The organism is Bacillus sp. H1a (assembly GCF_000633475.1).
In the GTDB taxonomy this organism is placed as follows: Bacteria; Bacillota; Bacilli; order Bacillales; family Bacillaceae_G; genus Bacillus_A; species Bacillus_A paramycoides.
Map to the genome: position 1 here is coordinate 1 of NZ_AYMH01000030.1, position 18,862 is coordinate 18,862.

Below are 18,862 nucleotides of genomic sequence, written 5' to 3' on the forward strand. Positions count from 1 at the left end.
CCAACGGTAGGTGGGAGATGAATTTCGGTTTGGTGTAGCCAAAAAAATTGTTTTTTCTATTTATTTCGCCTCTGATATAATCAGTCTTATAAGAGATAAAGTTTGGTATAACAATGAAATTAGATAATAATGACGCAGTGTTCATGTTGTGCTATCACCTTTGGTGGCTCGCCATAGATAAAGTAAAACAGTTTATGGGAAATCAAGGCGAAAGTGAGATGAACTGATATGAAAAAGCATAATAAGGCGTACAAATTTCGTCTGTATCCAACAGAAGAACAGGCATATCTGATACGTAAAACTTTCGGGTGTGTACGCTTTGTGTATAACAAAATGCTGGCTGAACGGAAAGAAGTATATGAAAAGTACAAAGAGAACAAGGAAGAACTAAAGAAACAAAAATTACCTACTCCTGCGAAATACAAAGCAGAGTATGAATGGTTGAAGGAAGTCGATTCATTAGCGTTGGCAAATGCTCAACTAAACTTGCAAACCGCGTATAAGAATTTTTTTAGTGGGCAAAGTGATTTTCCTACATTCAAAAGTAGAAAAAGTAGAAAATCATATACAACGAATAGGGTAAACGGAAATATTATGTTATTTCATGGTTATATCAAATTACCGAAATTGAAAATGGTGCGACTGAAGCAGCATAGAGAGATACCGCAAAACCATATCATCAAATCATGCACGATTTCAATGACACCAACTGGTAAGTATTACGTGTCTGTCTTGACTGAATATGAAAAGGAAATCGTTCAAAGAGAAGTAGAAAGTGTGATTGGATTAGACTTCGCAATGGCTGAATTGTACGTGAGTAGCGAAGATGAGAAAGCCAATTATCCTCGCTTTTATCGTCAGATGTTAGACCGATTAGCAAACGCACAACGAGTATTAGCAAGACGTGTGAAAGGTTCAGAGCGTTGGAATAAACAACGCGTTCGTGTAGCTAAGTTGCATGAAAAGGTCGCAAATCAACGTAAGAATTTCCTTCATCATAAGTCCAAAGAATTGGCTACGAATTTTGACGTTGTAGCAATAGAAGACTTACATATGAAAGGAATGTCAGGAGCACTTCGCTTTGGTAAAAGTGTTGCGGACAACGGTTGGAGGATGTTCACGACATTTTTAGCATATAAGCTACAAGAACAAGGAAAACAACTTGTAAAAATAGATAAGTGGTTTCCTTCTACAAAAATGTGTAGTAGTTGTGGAAGCAGAAAAGATATGTCACTATCTGAACGCACGTATGAGTGTTCTTGTGGACTAACAATAGGTCGTGACTATAACGCGGCTATCAATATCAAAAAGGAAGCCATACGCTTATTAGCGTTGGCATAAATAGCACAAAATAACCTTTGGAACAAGGGAGTTAGCTCGGCTGTCCTAGGACGAATTCGTTAGCTATTAAAAGTAACGATTAACCGAGAAGCCCCCACTTCAAGTAAGCTCGTAAGAGATACTAAGTGGTGGGTAGTTCACCCTTGAGAGTCTTACATTTCTCAATTGTTTTGTTGGAAAAAGGTAAGAAAACGTTATCTTTTTGATAGGGGAAGATTATGAAAATGTAATTGTATATCAAGTGAAAATTATTGTAGAAAGCAAGTATCAAAAGGGTTAGAGATCGTTGTTAAAGGACAGTTAAAGTGAGTGTAATCATGTTGCATAGCAGTGGAATACAAGGAAGAGTTTTCTCAACTAGCAGTAAATTTACTGTATATTTCTTGCAAAAACTATTGTATAATGATTATAGAAGTTACTTATTAAAAGTAATTGTTGTTTGTAATAAGTTGTTGCTTACATGAACTGCGATTTTTTTACTTTGCTATAAGACAAGTTATTGTGAAGAATTGCTGAAGTTAGAAATTTAAACTGTAATTAATACAGAATTTGTACTCTTTAAGGAGAGTGAGCTTTGTATGGTAACATTATATAGTTCTCCAAGCTGTACGTCTTGTAGAAAGGCGAAATTATGGCTAGAGGAAAATCATATTCCTTATACAGAACGTAATATTTTCTCAGATCCATTAACGATTGAGGAAATTAAAGAAATTTTACGTATGACAGAAAGCGGAACGGATGAGATTATTTCTACTCGTTCAAAAGTTTTCCAAGAATTGAATGTGAACTTAGAATCTTTACCACTTCAAGATTTATATAAGATGATTCGTGACTATCCGGGTATTTTACGTCGTCCAATTATGATTGACGAAAAACGCCTTCAAGTAGGTTACAACGAAGACGAGATCCGTCGTTTCTTACCACGTACAGTAAGAACGTTCCAATTACGTGAAGCACAACGTCTTGTAAATTAATTATAATAATATGAAAACCTTCTACCTATTATATAGTAGAAGGTTTTTTTTACTGTTTAACATTTCGTAATCGAATCTGTTGAACGATAAAGCCTATACATAAAACGGTGAAAATGAACAAATAAGGGATGCCGGTGGTAAAACTAGGATTATGATAGAAAAACGTTGCAAGTCTGTCTTCGTGTGTAATCATTTTTCCTGCTGTATAGGAGAGAACTGCTGCCCCGCCATAAATGAGAAATGGAAAGCGTTCCATGAGTATTAAAATAAGTTTGCTTCCCCAAATGATAATCGGGATAGAAATAAATAAACCGATTATTACGAGTAAAAATCTTCCGTGAGCTGCTCCTGCAATGGCAAGAACATTATCAAACCCCATAACGAGATCTGCGAATACAATTGTACGTACAGCTTGGAATAAAGTCGTTTTTCCTTGGATAGAAGAAAGGTCATTGTTATTATCAGTTAGTAAATTTACCGCGATTAATGTGAGTAAAATTCCGCCAATGAGTTGTAAGAATGGGATATCGAGTAAATAGACGGCTAGTATTGTGAGGAGAATTCGTAGCACAATTGCTAAAATAGTACCAATCAAAATGGCTTTATTTCGTTTTTTTTCAGGTAAATTTCGGCTAGCTAGTGCGATGACAATTGCGTTATCGCCACCTAGTACAACATCGATACCGACAATCATTAGTACAGATGTTAAAAACTCTAAGTCCATTCGTCTGCCTCCATTTATGATGTTTTAATAAGCGAAATATATGTATGTGATGAAGAAAGTTTGTCTAGGTTTTCCCGCGTACTTGGGGGACTAAATAATCTCCTCTAATAGATGTTTCACTTTATTACAGTGTACGGGCGAATATGGAAATGTATGTCCAAATTTTTTGTGAACAGTGAATTGGTGTCATGATATATTTGTCACGCTATCTGGGGGCTAATCATCTGAAGATGAACAAAACCCCCACTGATTAAAGTTTTACTTTATGTAAGCAGCTGAATGAAGGTAGGCATATAACTATTTTTGTAAAATAAATCGATTTTATTTCCATTCTGGAGAATCTTATCATAAAATGAAAGTACAAGAATCTATTGATTTGTCATATGAGTGGGGAATCCCTTCATAACAATTCTAAACAGGAAGGGAGAGTTGTATTTTGGATATTGAAAGAATTAACGATCATACGATGAAATTTTTTATTACGTACGTTGATATAGAGGATAGAGGATTTAACCGTGAAGAGATTTGGTATGACCGCGAACGAAGTGAAGAACTTTTTTGGGAAATGATGGATGAAGCTCGCGATCATGACGATTTCTTTATTGATGGACCGTTATGGATTCAAGTGCAAGCAGTTGACAAAGGAATTGAAGTGCTTGTAACGAAAGCACAGCTTTCAAAGGATGGACAAAAGTTAGAACTACCAATAGGTGTAGACAAAATTATAGATATTCCTCTAGATGAAGGAATCGAATCATTATTCCAGCAAGAATTAGAGGAAGAGGTAGTGGAACCAGCAGGTACAAACTTTAATGAAGATGGTACGTTTGGCTTTTTAATTAAGTTTAGTGATTTTGAAGATGTAATTTCATTAAGTCATCGTCTTATCTTTGAAGATATAAAAGATGAGCTGTATTCATTTGAGGACCGCTATTATGTATATGTAGAGTTTGATGAAGTGCTACATGATGAGGAAGAAATTGATCGTATTTTAAGTATTATTTTAGAATATGGAGAAGAATCTACTCTAACGATTCACCGCTTAAGTGAGTATGGAAAACAAGTTGTGAAAGAGCGTGCGCTTGAGACAATTCGTAATCATTTTCCTGCTAAGACGTAGGCCGATTTCTATAGTATGAAATCGGCTTTTTTTATGAAGCATAGGAAAGCTTTCTTAGTAAGGAGGTAAGAGATGAAAAATACGTTAAAACTACTTTTCTTTTTTCTATTATTGTTCGCATTATTTGTTTCGTTACGTATGTTTATTGATGTAGCATTTTATTCGGATGTAATTGGGATAAAAAACATTTCAATTTTAGGTATTATTAGTATTTTATTTACGGTTTCTGCGTTTTTAATTGGTTGTGTTATTTTCTTAGAAAACCGCCACCCGTCTAAAACACTTACATGGTTAATCGTACTAGGTATTTTTCCAGTGTTCGGTTTCTTTGCTTATTTATTATTTGGACAAAACTTTCGTAGGAAAAGAATGTTCCAAAAGAAGGCGTTACTCGATGAACAGGCGTTTTTACAATATAAGGGACACGAAGATTATGAGGAACGGATTTTGCGAGAACATAAGCATCAAGAATTGTTATTTCGCTTAGCAGATCGACTGGGTGCTTTAAATATTTCATTTCAAACTGAAACGAGGACATTAACAAATGGAGATGAAACGTTTCAGGCGATTTTAGATGGGTTAAATCGGGCGAAACATCACATTCATATGGAATATTACATTGTGCGTGATGATAAGCTAGGTACAGAAATTAAAGATATTTTAATAAAAAAATCAAAAGAAGGCGTTGTCGTTCGTTTTTTATATGACGCGGTTGGAAGTTTTAAATTATCAAATTCGTATATTGAAGAATTGAATGATGCAGGAGTAGAAATGATTCCATTTTTCCCTGTGCGCTTTCCGATTTTAAACGATAAAATTAATTATCGAAACCACCGAAAAATCGTTATTATTGATGGAAATGAAGGGTTTGTAGGTGGATTAAATATTGGAGATGAATATTTAGGTAAGGATAAATATTTCGGTTTTTGGCGAGATACACATTTATATTTGCGCGGTGAAGCAGTTCAAAGTTTACAGCTAATTTTCCTTCAAGATTGGTTTTATATGACTGGTGAGGCAGTATTAGCACCTGAATATTTACAAGCGAAAGCAGTTGAGGGTGATCATTGGGGCGGAGTACAACTTGTTGCAGGTGGACCAGATAATAAATGGGAAACAATTAAACATTTATATTTTACAATGATTGCTTCGGCTCGGAAATCGATTTGGATTGCAACACCATACTTTATTCCAGATGATGATATTTTATCTGCATTAAAAGTAGCTGCACTTGCTGGTATTGATGTTCGTTTGTTAATGCCAAGTAAGCCGGATAAGCGTACTGTCTTTTATGCATCAAGATCGTACTTTCCGGAGTTATTAGATGCAGGAGTAAAAATATATGAATATGAAAAAGGTTTTCTTCATAGTAAAGTTGTCATCGTTGATTCTGATTTAGCTTCAATTGGGACAGCTAATATGGATATGAGAAGTTTTCACTTAAACTTTGAAGTAAATGCCTTTTTATATGATACAGATAGCATTCGAAAGCTCGTTCAAGATTTTAAAGATGATTTAGAAGAATCAAGTGAAATTCATGTCGATCGCTTTCATAAAAGGCGTCTTCATAGACGAATTGTTGAATCGGCGTATCGGTTATTATCGCCTTTATTATAGAAAGGGATGTCCTAAATTAGGACATCTCTTTTTTAAAAAGGAATTTGTAGTAATTTGTAGAATACAAGAAGCTGAAAGGGTGTGATTGCGGTGTTTATTGCAAGGAGAGAAAACGGAGAAAAAATTCATCTATTATATAACCGGGATGAAGAGCGCTTACGCGATATGCGTAACCAAGAAAGATTCTTTTGTACAGCTTGCGGAAAGGAAGTGCAAATGAAATTAGGAAAACAGAAGAGCTGGCATTTTGCTCATAAGAAAGTAGATTCATGCCTTGCGTTTTATGAAGCAGAATCTGTGTATCATATGCACGGTAAAGAGTTGCTATATAGATGGTTAAAGACGCAAAGTTGTCATGTGGAAATTGAACATTATCTTCCAGAGATTCGTCAGCGCCCAGATCTGTTTATAGAAAGAGACGGGAGAAAGATTGCTATTGAATATCAATGTGCTGCGTTATGCGCGGAGCAATTATTCAAGCGAACATTATCGTATTGGAAAGCAGGTATACAAGTAATATGGATATTAGGCGGAAATCAACTGAAAAGGCATTCCGCTTATTGGTTTTCGTTATCTTCGTTTCATTCTTTTTGTCTACAGTCTTATCCTCAGCCATTACTCTTCTTTTTTTGTCCAAAGCAAAAAGCATTTATGAAATGTGTATTTATAACCGCATTTTCTTCAAATATTTATTTCTCACATACTATTTATTTACCTTTTCGTACTATTAGTCTTGAAAATCTTCTTCAGCCAGTTCCATTTCAAAAAAAACGATTAGAACAAGAATGGACGCATAAAAAGCAATATTTTCGGAAGAATGCTTTACCTATTTGGAATTATAATCATAAGTCACTACTACGAGTTCTATATCAATTCAAATTTACCCCAGCGAGTTTTCCTTCTGAAATTGGTGTTCCTCTTCCATCCTCATTTGCTTTTCAAACAAATCCATTTATATGGCAAGCTTCTCTTTATATGAAGTGCATAGGTAAGCTTAAGGTGGGGGAGTATATTTCCCTTCAATACGTATATAATTATGTAGCAAAATATACGAAGAGGCGTCTACTTCCGTATTTTGCACAACAAATATGGAAGATAGCAGTTGCAGAGTATATGACATTTTTATGTGATGCAGGTGTGTTAAATAAAGTAGGTACTTATAAGTATCGAAAAATAAGAGATATTGTTATGTTAAAAACAGAGGCAGAAATTATGAAATATGATGAAATTTGCTTAGCGCATGCACTATCTCTATTTGAGACAAAGTACAACATGAGAGAAGGAAAAGGGGATATAATAAAGACTGATCGTGAAGGAATTACATAAGAAAAATCGAATTGTACTTAAGTAGAGATATTTAAAGGAGGGCTTAAAGAATGGCTGAACAAAATACAGTAAGATCATTACCAGATCGCAATGAGATTGAAGAAGCAAACACATGGCGATTAGAAGATATTTTCCAAACAGATGCAGAATGGGAAAAAGAATTCCAAGCTATTAAAGAGCTATTACCGAAGTTAACTGAATTCAAAGGGAAACTTGGTGGATCTGCAAGTAATTTACTTGAGGCGCTGCAATATGAAGATGAAATTTCAATGCGATTAGGTAAGCTATATACATATGCTCATATGCGTTACGATCAAGATACAACAAATTCTGTGTATCAAGCATTAAATGATCGTGCGACAAATTTATATTCACAAGTATCTAGTAGCACAGCGTATATCGTGCCTGAAATCTTATCCATTTCAGAAGATACGTTACAAGCTTTCTTACAAGAAAATAGAGAACTAAGTGTATATGAGCATGCATTAGAAGAAATTACACGCCAACGTCCACACGTATTATCTGAAGCAGAAGAAGCTTTATTAGCAGAAGCATCTGAAGTGATGAGTGCATCAAGTAATACATTCGGAATGTTGAATAATGCGGATTTGAAATTCCCATCTATTAAAGGTGAGGATGGAGAAGAAGTAGAAATAACACATGGTCGTTACATTCAGTTTTTAGAAAGTGATGATCGTCGTGTTCGCCAGGATGCATTCGAAGCTGTTTATGAAACGTATGGAAAATATAAAAATACATTTGCAAGTACGTTAAGTGGTGCAGTGAAACGTAATAATTTCAATGCACGTGTTCGTAAATACGATTCTGCACGTCAAGCTGCATTAAGTAATAATAATATTCCTGAGGCGGTATATGATCAACTTATTGAATCAGTAAATGATAATTTACACTTACTACATCGCTACATTGATATTCGTAAGCGTGTTCTAGGTCTGGATGAGCTTCATATGTACGATTTATATACACCACTTGTACCAGAAGTGAAAATGAATGTGAAGTATGAAGAAGCGCAAGAAATGTTATTGAAATCTTTACATGTACTTGGTGATGAATATGTTGAAATTTTGAAAGAAGCATATGAAAATCGCTGGGTAGATGTGTATGAGAATAAAGGAAAACGAAGCGGTGCATATTCATCTGGTGCATACGGAACAAATCCGTATATTTTAATGAACTGGCATGATAATGTGAATAACTTATTTACGCTTGCTCATGAGTTTGGTCATTCTGTGCATAGTTACTATACAAGAAAGACACAGCCGCACGTATATGGTGATTATTCAATTTTCGTAGCAGAAGTAGCATCAACTTGTAATGAAGCACTTTTAAATGATTACTTATTGAAGACGACAGAAGATAAGAAAGAGCGTCTATATTTATTAAATCACTATTTAGAAGGATTCCGCGGTACTGTATTCCGTCAAACAATGTTTGCAGAGTTCGAGCATATCATTCATAAGAAAGTACAAGAAGGACATGCCGTTACTCCAGATATGTTAACGGAGATTTACTACGATTTAAATAAGAAATATTTCGGTGATGCTTTAGTAATCGATAAAGAAATTGGGTTAGAATGGTCTCGTATTCCGCACTTCTATTACAACTATTACGTATATCAATACGCAACAGGATTTAGCGCGGCAACAGCTTTATCAAAACAAATATTAGAAGAAGGGGAACCAGCAGTAGAACGTTACATTAACCAATTCTTAAAAGCGGGAAGCTCTGATTATCCAATTGAAGTGTTGAAAAAAGCAGGAGTAGATATGGCATCGCCAGAACCTGTAAGAGAAGCATTACAAGTATTTGAAGAAAAGTTAAACGAATTAGAAGCGCTACTATTTGAAGAGAAGTAATTAAAAAAGACGAGGATGAAATTCCTCGTCTTTTTTATTGTTTTGAACATTGATTCAGATATGTGTTGAATTTGTCGTTATTTGTCGAAAAACGATGAGGTTTCGCTTATTTTTTTCTAAATTAGAAGAGGTTTCGTGACTTATTTTTGTAGTTAAAATCGTTTGAACCGTTTTCTACGGTTGAAATAAGAGAGAGCGATGACGATAACTCCGAATAAAAGAGGTAAGGCAATAATTTTAGGAAAAGCTTGTAATAGAGAGAGGATATACAAGAGAAAAGAAACAATAACGCCTAGAAAGATAAGGAAAATATGAGACTTTTTCATAAAGAACACCTCCTAAATTGCTTTTTCTATAGCTTATTCAGGAATGAAAACGTTTAGAATGTGACAAAAGTGTGAAATTCGACAAAAGGGGTTGTCATCTGACGTCGAATCTTGTAATATAATAAGCGTGAACGAATTCACATACAAACATATACCCCTTTGTTTGAACGTGAAAATTTCTCCCATCCCCTTTAATATTTTTATAAGCCGTAAAGAAAAAGACCTGGTGTTTACACCAGGTCTTTTTCTTCTGTAATCCATTTCCAATAACGTTCGCACTTTACTTCAATCATTTGTACTTTTCGTTTTAGTAGTAATTTTTTGAGTTCGCGTTCTATTTCTTGCTGAGAGCAGTCATATATAAATGAGATTTCCTTCGAAGAAATAAATTGTGTTACTTCTAGTAATACCTCTAAAGGCGGTAATGGTTCTGGCTCAATCTCGCATTTCACAAGTTCTTTCAATAGCTGTACGTATACATCATAGGAATAAATCCCTGCGATTTTAATGCCTTCCTCATCTGAATTTGCATGGAAAAATACGAGGGAAGGAATTTCTGTAATGTGCATCTCATTTGTGAATTTCAGGTCACATTGGAAAGCTTTTTTTGCACTAATGGAATGTAAATCTTTTTTAAATTCCTCAACATCAATACCGCTATCTTTAGCACATGTAAGTAATAATTCACCGTCAGGGTTTGATACATTTTTAAGCAAAATGTATTCTTGGAGTTTTCGCAAAAACTTCGAACCTGCTTTTCGGCCTTGCAACTCCGCCGCCTTAATTGCCATCGAAACTAAATACGGTGTTGACGATGCATCTTGCATATGTACCTTTCCATCACATGAAAAGCCTTGTAAACTTGTTGTTTTTTCCCACACAAATCGAATATTAGCAGGTTTATTCCATTTGTGTGAGGAAGCATTTGCTCCGTCCACTTTTCCTGTTACTATATGACGAATCGAGAAGTATTTCCCATATTCAAGCCATAGTTTAATAATAAATGGCTCGATATCCCAGCAATCTTTACAAAGTGGATCGATAAATAAATATGCTTCTACAGATTTATGTTCGCATGTGGAAGGAGAAGGCATATGCTTAGCTTCCTGCTTATCCATTACACTTCACCTGTTTCATTTGGAGTATTAACCATATGTTGAGCAGTTAATGCTAAACGTTCAAAAACAAACTCTCTTATATGACCGTGCACTCCTGTATCATTCATTGCTTGCTCCATACATGATAGCCAAGCTTCTGCTCGTTTTGGAGTAATCTCAAACGGGAGATGGCGTGCTCTTAGCATAGGATGCCCATGTTCTTCAGTGTATAAATTAGGACCACCTAAATATTGTGTTAAAAATTGTTTTTGCTTCCTAGCGGTTTCTGTTAAATCATCCGGGAAGATCGGAGATAAGTCAGGGTGTTCACTGACATAGGAATAAAATGTATCCACTAATGTTGCAATGCATTGTTCACCGCCAATTGCTTCAAATGGTGTCATCGGTTGCTTGCTCATCCTTTATAAACTCCTTTTTCCATGAAATGTATATCTATTGTAGCAATGGAATGTTATGAAGAGCAACTAAACAGCCTTCATAACATTCTTTGCTTATTCTATAAGTTGCTAATAAATCTTTTTCTTTTCTAAAAGGTGAAACATAGTCACTGGTGAATTGCTTCTTCACTAATGGAATTTTCACTTTAGCGTGCTTTGTTTTGTTTGGCAAGGAAAAAGCGTTTTACTTTGTTGTTTGTATGACGAACTGGTACGCTATGTTGCTTTAGTAAACTCATAAATGCGGCTTTACCAGTCTTTTCATCTTGCACTTCGTATTCAATTTCATAATCATCGTGATTGTAATAGAAACTATGATCAAAGACAAGCGTTCCGCCTTCAAATAATATTTCAGCTCTTTCTGTTGTTAAACTACCCATATAAGTTAAAGAGGAAACGGGGATTTGTAATTTGTGAAGTTGATCCATTACAGCGCCTTGAATAATTGTGTTTGTTTCCATCATAAGATTAGCTTCTTTCTCTGTTACAGACTGATGAGTTTCTAATAAACCAATTTCAGCAGGTTGTTTTAATGTTAATGTATAAGTTCCATCTTTATGACGAATACGAAGTGCAGAGCCCGCATCTTTTAAAGAAAAGTGAGGCGTTTCAAAGTAGTGATTCACTTGTTTTGTAAATGCTTCAATAGAAAAAGATTTGCATAATGTTTGGAATTCGTCCTCTGTAACCATATTTTTAAATTCAATTTCAATTTCTTGTGTCATTGTATGCGCTCCTTTTGAAAAATAATTCTTTACACATTATCGCTTTTTCACAAATTTGGTTCAATGTTTTATTTGTTTGCGTCCATGTTATGATACAATAATACTGTTAAGTAAGACAGGAAGTTGAGATGGAGGAGTTCGAGCATGCAAAATAAAATCCAAGTTAAGAGCGTAGAAATGAGAGAGAATGCTCTTATTTTTTGTGCGGAAAATACTGAAATAGAGGTAAAGGAGTTAAGTACGCGTAATCACGTACTTGTAGACTCAGACAATTTATCATTTTTATATATCTTAGAAAACGAATCATCTTTCATTTATGTAAGCATTCCACATACATGCTGGGAAGCAATGCATGAAGCGATGAATAAAGATACAGCGATGTTTATTCGCGTGAATGATGTTGAAATGGAATTAGAAGGATTAAAAGAAGAAGTAGAATATTTAGTTGAAAATATTGAAGGTAATGCAAATTACGGAGAAGAATTAGTAACTGCTGTAGAAAAAGTGTTTCTATAAGCAAATGGATTGATTTTGGTGGTGGTTGAAATGAATCGTAATTGGGAAGAATTTTTAGCACCTTACCATCAAGCGGTGGCAGAGCTAAAAGTGAAACTAAAAGGAATGCGTACTCAATTTGCAATGTTAACGGAGCATTCTCCAATTGAGTTTGTAACAGGAAGGGTAAAGTCGGTTGCAAGTATTATTGACAAAGCGGAGAAGAGAAATGTACCGCTTGATCGGCTAAGAGAAGATATGCAGGACATCGCGGGCCTTCGAATGATGTGTCAATTTGTTGATGAGATCAAGCCTGTTGTAGAATATCTTCGAAAACGAAATGATTTTGAAATTGTGGAAGAACGTGATTATGTCACGCAAAAGAAAGACAGCGGCTATCGCTCTTACCACGTTGTCATTAGTTATCCTGTTCAAACGATACAGGGGGAGCAAAAAGTATTAGTTGAAATTCAAATACGTACGTTAGCAATGAATTTTTGGGCAACGATTGAGCATTCTCTAAATTACAAATATAGTGGACGTTTTCCTGAAGATATTAAAATACGCTTACAACGTGCAGCGGAAGCGGCATTTTTATTAGATGAAGAAATGTCTTCCATTCGTCTTGAAATTCAAGAAGCACAAAAGATTTTTTCACGAAAGCAAGAAACGAAAGATTCTGAATCATAAACTAAAGGGTGTTGGGCGATGAAATTTGCAATTATGTCAAAGGGAGATCAATCATCAGATACACTTGCAAGTACGATGAAAGAGTACTTGCTAGATTTTGGATTTATAATGGATGAAAAGGAACCCGATATTGTAATTTCTGTTGGGGGAGATGGAACGCTTTTATATGCATTTCATCGTTACTATAATCGATTAGATGAAACCGCATTTGTTGGTGTACATACAGGTCATTTAGGTTTCTATGCAGATTGGTTACCGACAGAAGTAGAAAAGTTAGTGATTGCAATCGCTAAAACGCCATTCCAAGTGGTTGAATACCCGCTTTTAGAAGTGATTATTCGCTATGTGAATGGTAGTAAAGAGTCACAGTATTTGGCGATGAATGAAGCGACTGTAAAAAGTGCAGAAGGTACATTAGTAACAGAAGTGGAAATACGCGGAGAGTATTTTGAAACGTTTCGCGGAGATGGTCTTTGTATTTCTACTCCTTCAGGAAGTACGGCGTATAATAAAGCGCTTGGCGGAGCAATTATTCACCCGTCTATTGAAGCGATTCAAATTGCAGAAATGGCATCCATTAACAACCGTGTGTTTCGTACAGTAGGCTCGCCGCTCGTACTGCCGAAGCATCATACATGCGTTTTGAAGCCGGCTGCAGGAATGAACTTGCAAATTACGGTGGATCATTTAACGATGGTTCATCAAGATGTGAAATCAATTCAGTATCGCGTTGCGAACGAGAAAGTGCGGTTTGTTCGTTTTCGTCCGTTCCCATTTTGGAAACGTGTCCGTGACTCGTTTGTTGCAGATAAATAGAGAGGGTTTATATATTTGAACAGATTTACATTGAAATGGACTATACAATCTGTAGCAGAAGGAATCTTAGTTAGAGAATTTTTAAAAACAAAGGAGATTTCTAAAGCTGCATTAACGGATATAAAGTTTCATGGCGGAGCAATTGAAGTGAACGGTGAACATGCGAGTGTTCGTCATAAGTTACAAGCAGGTGAAGAGTTACAAGTCTTCTTTCCAGTGGAGGAAAGAAGTGAAGGGATGATAGCGGAAAATATCCCTTTATGCATTGTATATGAAGATGATGCAGTGCTTGTTATGAATAAAGAGGCTTATATGTCAACGATTCCGTCTAGGGAGCATCCGTCAGGAAGTGTTGCGAATGCTCTTTTATATCATTATGATAAACAACATCTCGCAAGTACAGTGCACATTGTGACGCGACTAGACCGTGATACTTCAGGGCTTATGTTAATTGCGAAAAATCGATTCGTTCACCATCTTTTATCAAAGCAGCATCAACAAAAAGGGGTGAAACGAACGTATGAAGCGATCGTTCATGGAATGATTTTAGAAGAGGTAGGAACGATTGACGCACCAATCGGACGAAAAGCGGATAGCATAATCGAGCGAACTGTCTGTGAGGATGGTCAAAGAGCTGTTACTCATTTTAAAGTAATGGAGAGTTTTCCTAATAAGACGCGTGTAGCGCTTGAGCTCGAGACAGGAAGAACACATCAAATCCGTGTACATATGGCGCATATAGGACATCCGCTACTTGGAGACGATTTATACGGGGGACAAAGAGATGTGATGAAACGCCAAGCGCTTCATAGTACGTCTTTGACGTTTTATCATCCTATTTTAGAAAAGGAAATGACTTTTACTTCCAGCATTCCAGATGATATGCAACATGCTTTACGTAACAATTAAAAGGGAACAAAATTCTTAATACAATAAGAATTTTGTTCCCTTTTTTCTTAGCGGAATAATATTAGAATTTGATTCTCACTAGTACGTTTTATAACGAAAAAGCCACTTTCAGCTTTTGTAGCAATGCCGTCATCATTTGGACGACAATATCCGTGTGTTTCGCAAGTACCGTCATCACGTACTAACATTTGTCCAATTAATCCGATAGGAAGCCACTCGGTGCGATTTCGTCTTGATATATACTTGCAAGCTGGATCCCATTCTGTATTTAAAAGAGGCAGTATTTCTTGCGTGTCCTTACGTGTATATTGACGTTTTCCGAAGCTATCTGTTTTATAGCGCTTTGCCCAACTTAAAGCACCGCTATTCCCTATGAGAGCGGGTGTAGCACTAGATATTCCTAATATGAATGAATCGTTTGAAGTAGCTATACGAATTTTTTCTTCACTACTAAATGTAACGAAATAACCGACATCAATAGGGTTATGATCTGCTGTTTCAAACATTTGTGCATAATCAGTCCCGCTTGCATTGTAAGAAGCACCATCGATATACATTTCTCCATTATGAGCAAGCCATTTTGCACCTATATTATGATCGGTTTCATTTGTCCCATTTGCAATAAACCATGAATAAGCCTCTTCCGCTGTACCAAATTTCCCCATAATATGGCTACCGGCAAAATTAGCTGTTGATGTATGATTTCCTTCCGCATGAGATGAGAACCCGTTAGCGATAGTTGCGGTTCCTTCTGCATGTGCTGCTTCGCCTAAAGAAATCGTATGTTTTCCTTCCGCGTGAGAATAAGAGCCGCCTGCTGTCGTTTCACTTCCTTCACTATGCGAACTATGTCCAGTTGCCTTTGTTTTTGATCCTTCTGCATGAGAAAAGGGACCCGTTGCATGTGTCAGAAGCCCTTCTGCATGTGAAGCGATTCCGTCAGCTGTAGAGTGAAGGCCCTCCTTAAATGCATATCTCGCCACTTTTTTATTCTCTGAAGGAGTAGGTGAAGGTATGTGAGATTGAGTGATAGTAGGTTCTTCTTTTTTTGTGTCATCGGTTAAAGTTAATACTTCTTTTATTTTTTTTACTTGCTGTATAATATTGGCGGGGATTTCAGTCTGGATTTTTTCTTTAATTGCTTCAGGAAGTTCAGTCTGGATTTTTTCTTTAATTGCTTCAGGAAGTTCAGTCTGGATTTTTTCTTTAATTGCTTCAGGAAGTTCAGTCTGGATTTTTTCTTTAATTGCTTCAGGAAGTTCGGTCTGGATTTTTTCTTTAATTGCTTCAGGAAGTTCGGTCTGGATTTTCTCTTTAATTGTTTCAGGAAGTTCTTTTTTTATTTTCTCTTGCACACTGTTTGACTCAAGTGTAGGCTCATTTTTATGAGAAAGATGTTTCTTTTTTTGTAGTGCTTTTATTTTTCGGTTATCTATAATGCGCTTCATAACAGCACTCTCTAAAGAGATATACATTTCTCTCGTTTTCTCTTTTTTTATTTCTTCTCGTTCTTCTATCTTTTCAATAGCTGCAGCTCGTATGCTGCACCAGTTGTTAATTCCGTACATGGGCTGGTATAAAGGGAAAAAGTTTCTGTTTTGTTTAGAAGATTTTTTCTTCATTCCGTCACCTCCTGCGACAGTATATGCCGCACAATTAAAAAAAGATGCACTTTACTGCATCTTTTTTTAATTGCTTTATCTAGTTTTAGTGTGGGATACGCCTAGAAAACACCATTTTTCTCTGTTACTTGTGAATTCAATAGGGGTATTTATCCCGCATTAACGGGCAGTAAGACTCCCACCTCAAAATTCGGAAGTAAAGCAAAGAAGTTAGGTGGGAGATCAACTGCCCGTCAAAGCCCGATTGGTTCAACTAATAATCAGTGGGGAATGAACAAAACCCCCACTGATTAAAGTTTCACTTTATGAAATTGGGCGGAACTTTTCAGGAACAAAAGGTAAGGAAGAAGGGACAGAAACAGTCTCCATCTCAGGGTAACGTAGTCCAGTTAGTTTACCACCAAATACAGCGCCGGTATCAATATTGACTGTATGATTCACAAAGCGGGGTTCATGGACAGGTGTATGTCCATAAATAATCCATGTTTCACCCTTATACTCTTTCGCCCAATCTCGGCGGACAGGTGAGCCGTCAGGGTGTTTTTCGCCTGTAATATCACCATATAATACAAATGTTTGTACTTTTTTATCTTGTCTTCCTATGTAATCTTGCCGAATACCAGCGTGACAGACGATTAATTTTTTTTCATCCAGTATGTGATATAGCGGTGATTGTTCGTAAAGAGTAATGAATTTTTCTTTTATTATTTGTTGCTTATTAGAAGGCAATGCTTCATATTCTGCAACAGTTGTTTCGAGCCCATGAGCGATTGTAACATTACGCCCAAGGAAGAAACGATACAGTTTATTACAGTGATTCCCTGGCGCATAATAAGCATCTTTTCTATTTATTACGAGCTCCCATACAATTTCAATCATACGTAATGAATAAGGACCTCGGTCTGTAATATCACCAACGAATGCAAGCTTTCGTTTTGCGTTATGAATTGGGAGACCACTATCCCAGCTATACCCTAGTTTCGTTGTTAAATCTTGAAACTCTTGGAAGCATCCGTGAATATCACCTATAATGTCATATTTCATACTTAAACCTCCAGCTCATTTTTTCATTAGTATATCTAAAATGGACATAGAAAAAAACTATACCGTTTTTCGATATGGTTCATTTAAACATAAAGATTTTAGTTCTTGAGCGTACGTTTAAAATAAATCCAATAGCAATCATATATGTGAGCAGTGAACTCCCGCCGTAGCTCATAAGCGGTAACGTTATTCCTGTAATAGGGAGTAAACCGATTGTCATCCCGATATTTTGGAATACTTGGAACGTGAACATTCCGATTGTACCAGCGCAAATATAACTACCGAAAGGTTCATTGCTTTCTAAAGCGATATGAATCATTCGATAAATGAGTAAGAAAAAAAGTGAAATGATGACACTTGCTCCTAAAAAACCGAATTGTTCAGCGACATTTGTGAAAATAAAATCTGTGTGTGGTTCCGGAAAATATACTTGTCCATTCTCCCATCCTTTTCCTTGCATCTCTCCTGATCCCGCAGCTAAAAATGCTTGTCTTAATTGAAATCCTTGAGCGTCATATTCATAAGGTGCTAGCCAACCGTAGAAACGGTTTAACTGATATTCTTTTAGAATGTGCCCCTTAAAGAACGCTGTATGCGTGAAATAAATATATGTTAAGGTAGAGCCTATGGCGAAAACACCGGAGGTTAATCCGAAAATAAAGCGCCAACGTATACCAGAAACTAAAATCATTGCTGCGAGCATCGCAGAAATAACCATTGTGTTTCCTAAATCAGGTTCTTTAGCGATTAGAAGTAGTGGAGGCAAACTAGCTGCGAATATTTTTCCGAGTAAAATAAAATCTTCACGAGTTGTCCGGAAAAAGTACTTCTCATTATGGTTCGCTATAATTCGTCCAATGACGATAATTAAGAATAATTTCATAATCTCAGAAGGTTGAAAGTTTCCGATACCTGGAAGGCTGTACCATGCGGTAGCCCCTTTAATTGTAACGGCACCTGGAACTTGAAGTTCTAGGCCAATAAGAAGTATCATTGCAAAGCCATACAAATACCAAGCAATTTTTTTATAGCGATCAAAATCGATAATCATAATAACACCAATGGCGATAAATCCAATAACGTACCACTGGATTTGCTTTAGGACAAAATTTACGTTTTGTAAAAATGGTGGCAAAGAAGGTTGTGCACTTGCAATAGCGAAGCAACTAACAGTCCCAATGGCAAATAAAATAAATATTAATATGTAGTCTATTTGATATTGAGGATTTGAGTCTTTCACTGTATGTATTCCTTTCTAATGCTCTTTATATTAGTGGATCTTAGTTGTTGTATCGCAGAGTTTAAAATGAATGCATGATCGATAACGTGGATTCACATATCGATTATATACTTTTATTTTCGTAGAATAGGCTAATGATTTAGCTCTTTTTATAATTATATCCAAATAATGAGAAAGACGTACATGTGCATCAGGAATGATATTTGAAATGTGACGGTATGTAAAGAATTCTTTAAAATACTTAGAAATGGTACTGGAGGATCTTCAATTGAATGCGCAACCGAGGCGGAAGTTCTATAGATATATGTAATGAGGTAGGAAGATATGGCTCATGCGCTACTCATATTTCAAACAAAGCTGTTCTTTTTAGCAATTCGTGGAAAGGTTGAACTACAGATTTGTTTTCTATATGTGAGCCTCCTATAAAAAGGTATACGATATTATGGCTAATGTAGAAAGAG

At 36.0% G+C, this 18,862-nt stretch carries 18 protein-coding genes; 10 read left to right on the forward strand and 8 right to left on the reverse strand.

Annotated elements, in window-relative coordinates:
* The first annotated feature begins 228 nt into the window (after window positions 1-228).
* The gene (locus tag U860_RS0114700; RefSeq protein WP_025149135.1) at window positions 229-1,341 is read left to right on the forward strand and encodes an RNA-guided endonuclease TnpB family protein; all 1,113 of its coding nucleotides are present in this window, start codon (window positions 229-231) and stop codon (window positions 1,339-1,341) included.
* Between the two features lie 578 nt (window positions 1,342-1,919).
* A complete protein-coding gene (gene spx, locus U860_RS0114705; RefSeq protein ID WP_000258267.1) occupies window positions 1,920-2,315 on the forward strand; it encodes a transcriptional regulator Spx in 396 nt (131 codons plus the stop codon).
* A 49-nt stretch (window positions 2,316-2,364) separates the two neighbouring features.
* On the opposite strand, the gene U860_RS0114710 is transcribed toward spx, so the two are convergent.
* Window positions 2,365-3,039 (reverse strand): TerC family protein, encoded by a 675-nt coding sequence (locus U860_RS0114710; protein ID WP_025149136.1) that lies wholly within the window; start codon window positions 3,037-3,039, stop codon window positions 2,365-2,367.
* Window positions 3,040-3,475: 436 nt separating this feature from the next.
* On the opposite strand from U860_RS0114710, the gene mecA reads away from it, so the two are divergent.
* The 4 genes from mecA to pepF all read left to right on the forward strand — a co-directional run bounded on the left by mecA (window position 3,476) and on the right by pepF (window position 8,979).
* Window positions 3,476-4,159 (forward strand): adaptor protein MecA, encoded by a 684-nt coding sequence (gene mecA / locus U860_RS0114715; RefSeq protein ID WP_025149137.1) that lies wholly within the window; start codon window positions 3,476-3,478, stop codon window positions 4,157-4,159.
* Window positions 4,160-4,231: 72 nt separating this feature from the next.
* Window positions 4,232-5,776 (forward strand): cardiolipin synthase, encoded by a 1,545-nt coding sequence (locus tag U860_RS0114720; RefSeq protein ID WP_025149138.1) that lies wholly within the window; start codon window positions 4,232-4,234, stop codon window positions 5,774-5,776.
* A gap of 81 nt (window positions 5,777-5,857) precedes the next feature.
* Complete coding sequence (locus U860_RS0114725) at window positions 5,858-7,102, forward strand: competence protein CoiA family protein (RefSeq protein ID WP_025149139.1); 1,245 nt, start codon at window positions 5,858-5,860, stop codon at window positions 7,100-7,102.
* A gap of 50 nt (window positions 7,103-7,152) precedes the next feature.
* On the forward strand, window positions 7,153-8,979 hold the full coding sequence (pepF, locus tag U860_RS0114730) for an oligoendopeptidase F (protein ID WP_025149140.1): 1,827 nt from the start codon (window positions 7,153-7,155) through the stop codon (window positions 8,977-8,979).
* A gap of 152 nt (window positions 8,980-9,131) precedes the next feature.
* On the opposite strand, the gene U860_RS35915 is transcribed toward pepF, so the two are convergent.
* From U860_RS35915 to U860_RS0114750, 4 genes are all read right to left on the reverse strand, one after another.
* Entirely contained in the window at window positions 9,132-9,305 is a 174-nt protein-coding gene (locus U860_RS35915) for a hypothetical protein (protein ID WP_081806736.1), read from the reverse strand.
* Window positions 9,306-9,535: 230 nt separating this feature from the next.
* Window positions 9,536-10,423 carry a ClpXP adapter SpxH family protein gene (locus U860_RS0114740; RefSeq protein WP_025149141.1) on the reverse strand — a complete coding sequence of 296 codons (888 nt, stop codon included), beginning with the start codon at window positions 10,421-10,423 and terminating at the stop codon, window positions 9,536-9,538.
* Window positions 10,423-10,821: a group 2 hemoglobin yjbI gene (locus tag U860_RS0114745; protein ID WP_002170846.1), complete on the reverse strand. Its 399-nt coding sequence runs from the start codon at window positions 10,819-10,821 to the stop codon at window positions 10,423-10,425. The genes U860_RS0114740 and U860_RS0114745 overlap by 1 nt, the downstream gene beginning before the upstream one ends.
* A 185-nt stretch (window positions 10,822-11,006) precedes the next feature.
* The gene (locus U860_RS0114750) at window positions 11,007-11,585 is read right to left on the reverse strand and encodes a CYTH domain-containing protein (protein ID WP_025149142.1); all 579 of its coding nucleotides are present in this window, start codon (window positions 11,583-11,585) and stop codon (window positions 11,007-11,009) included.
* A 144-nt stretch (window positions 11,586-11,729) separates the two neighbouring features.
* On the opposite strand from U860_RS0114750, the gene U860_RS0114755 reads away from it, so the two are divergent.
* From U860_RS0114755 to U860_RS0114770, 4 genes are read left to right on the forward strand one after another with little or no spacing between them, the layout of a single operon-like run.
* On the forward strand, window positions 11,730-12,101 hold the full coding sequence (locus U860_RS0114755; RefSeq protein ID WP_025149143.1) for a hypothetical protein: 372 nt from the start codon (window positions 11,730-11,732) through the stop codon (window positions 12,099-12,101).
* A 30-nt stretch (window positions 12,102-12,131) separates the two neighbouring features.
* On the forward strand, window positions 12,132-12,770 hold the full coding sequence (locus U860_RS0114760; protein ID WP_025149144.1) for a GTP pyrophosphokinase family protein: 639 nt from the start codon (window positions 12,132-12,134) through the stop codon (window positions 12,768-12,770).
* Between the two features lie 18 nt (window positions 12,771-12,788).
* Window positions 12,789-13,586: an NAD kinase gene (locus tag U860_RS0114765; RefSeq protein WP_002170850.1), complete on the forward strand. Its 798-nt coding sequence runs from the start codon at window positions 12,789-12,791 to the stop codon at window positions 13,584-13,586.
* 15 nt (window positions 13,587-13,601) lie between these two features.
* Window positions 13,602-14,495, forward strand: a complete 894-nt coding sequence (locus U860_RS0114770; protein WP_025149145.1) for an RluA family pseudouridine synthase — start codon at window positions 13,602-13,604, stop codon at window positions 14,493-14,495.
* 47 nt (window positions 14,496-14,542) lie between these two features.
* Here the strand turns inward: U860_RS0114770 and U860_RS35140 are convergent, their stop codons facing one another.
* The 3 genes from U860_RS35140 to U860_RS0114785 form a co-directional block, all read right to left on the reverse strand.
* The gene (locus U860_RS35140) at window positions 14,543-15,970 is read right to left on the reverse strand and encodes a peptidase G2 autoproteolytic cleavage domain-containing protein (RefSeq protein WP_240184473.1); all 1,428 of its coding nucleotides are present in this window, start codon (window positions 15,968-15,970) and stop codon (window positions 14,543-14,545) included.
* A gap of 450 nt (window positions 15,971-16,420) precedes the next feature.
* Window positions 16,421-17,161, reverse strand: coding sequence for a bis(5'-nucleosyl)-tetraphosphatase PrpE (gene prpE / locus U860_RS0114780; protein WP_025149147.1), 741 nt, complete (start codon window positions 17,159-17,161; stop codon window positions 16,421-16,423).
* Window positions 17,162-17,240: 79 nt separating this feature from the next.
* Complete coding sequence (locus U860_RS0114785) at window positions 17,241-18,401, reverse strand: FtsW/RodA/SpoVE family cell cycle protein (RefSeq protein WP_025149148.1); 1,161 nt, start codon at window positions 18,399-18,401, stop codon at window positions 17,241-17,243.
* Window positions 18,402-18,862: the final 461 nt, after the last annotated feature.

What these genes read in the sequence shown, in the direction of transcription:
- U860_RS0114765 (WP_002170850.1), top strand. Translation starts at nt 12,789, where the DNA reads ATGAAATTTGCAATTATGTCAAAGGGAGATCAATCATCAGATACACTT.
- U860_RS0114710 (WP_025149136.1), bottom strand. Translation starts at nt 3,039, where the DNA reads ATGGACTTAGAGTTTTTAACATCTGTACTAATGATTGTCGGTATCGAT.
- U860_RS0114740 (WP_025149141.1), bottom strand. Translation starts at nt 10,423, where the DNA reads ATGGATAAGCAGGAAGCTAAGCATATGCCTTCTCCTTCCACATGCGAA.
- prpE (WP_025149147.1), bottom strand. Translation starts at nt 17,161, where the DNA reads ATGAAATATGACATTATAGGTGATATTCACGGATGCTTCCAAGAGTTT.
- U860_RS0114700 (WP_025149135.1), top strand. Translation starts at nt 229, where the DNA reads ATGAAAAAGCATAATAAGGCGTACAAATTTCGTCTGTATCCAACAGAA.
- pepF (WP_025149140.1), top strand. Translation starts at nt 7,153, where the DNA reads ATGGCTGAACAAAATACAGTAAGATCATTACCAGATCGCAATGAGATT.
- U860_RS35915 (WP_081806736.1), bottom strand. Translation starts at nt 9,305, where the DNA reads ATGAAAAAGTCTCATATTTTCCTTATCTTTCTAGGCGTTATTGTTTCT.
- U860_RS0114760 (WP_025149144.1), top strand. Translation starts at nt 12,132, where the DNA reads ATGAATCGTAATTGGGAAGAATTTTTAGCACCTTACCATCAAGCGGTG.
- U860_RS0114755 (WP_025149143.1), top strand. Translation starts at nt 11,730, where the DNA reads ATGCAAAATAAAATCCAAGTTAAGAGCGTAGAAATGAGAGAGAATGCT.
- U860_RS0114720 (WP_025149138.1), top strand. Translation starts at nt 4,232, where the DNA reads ATGAAAAATACGTTAAAACTACTTTTCTTTTTTCTATTATTGTTCGCA.
- U860_RS35140 (WP_240184473.1), bottom strand. Translation starts at nt 15,970, where the DNA reads ATGTATATCTCTTTAGAGAGTGCTGTTATGAAGCGCATTATAGATAAC.
- spx (WP_000258267.1), top strand. Translation starts at nt 1,920, where the DNA reads ATGGTAACATTATATAGTTCTCCAAGCTGTACGTCTTGTAGAAAGGCG.
- U860_RS0114745 (WP_002170846.1), bottom strand. Translation starts at nt 10,821, where the DNA reads ATGAGCAAGCAACCGATGACACCATTTGAAGCAATTGGCGGTGAACAA.
- U860_RS0114750 (WP_025149142.1), bottom strand. Translation starts at nt 11,585, where the DNA reads ATGACACAAGAAATTGAAATTGAATTTAAAAATATGGTTACAGAGGAC.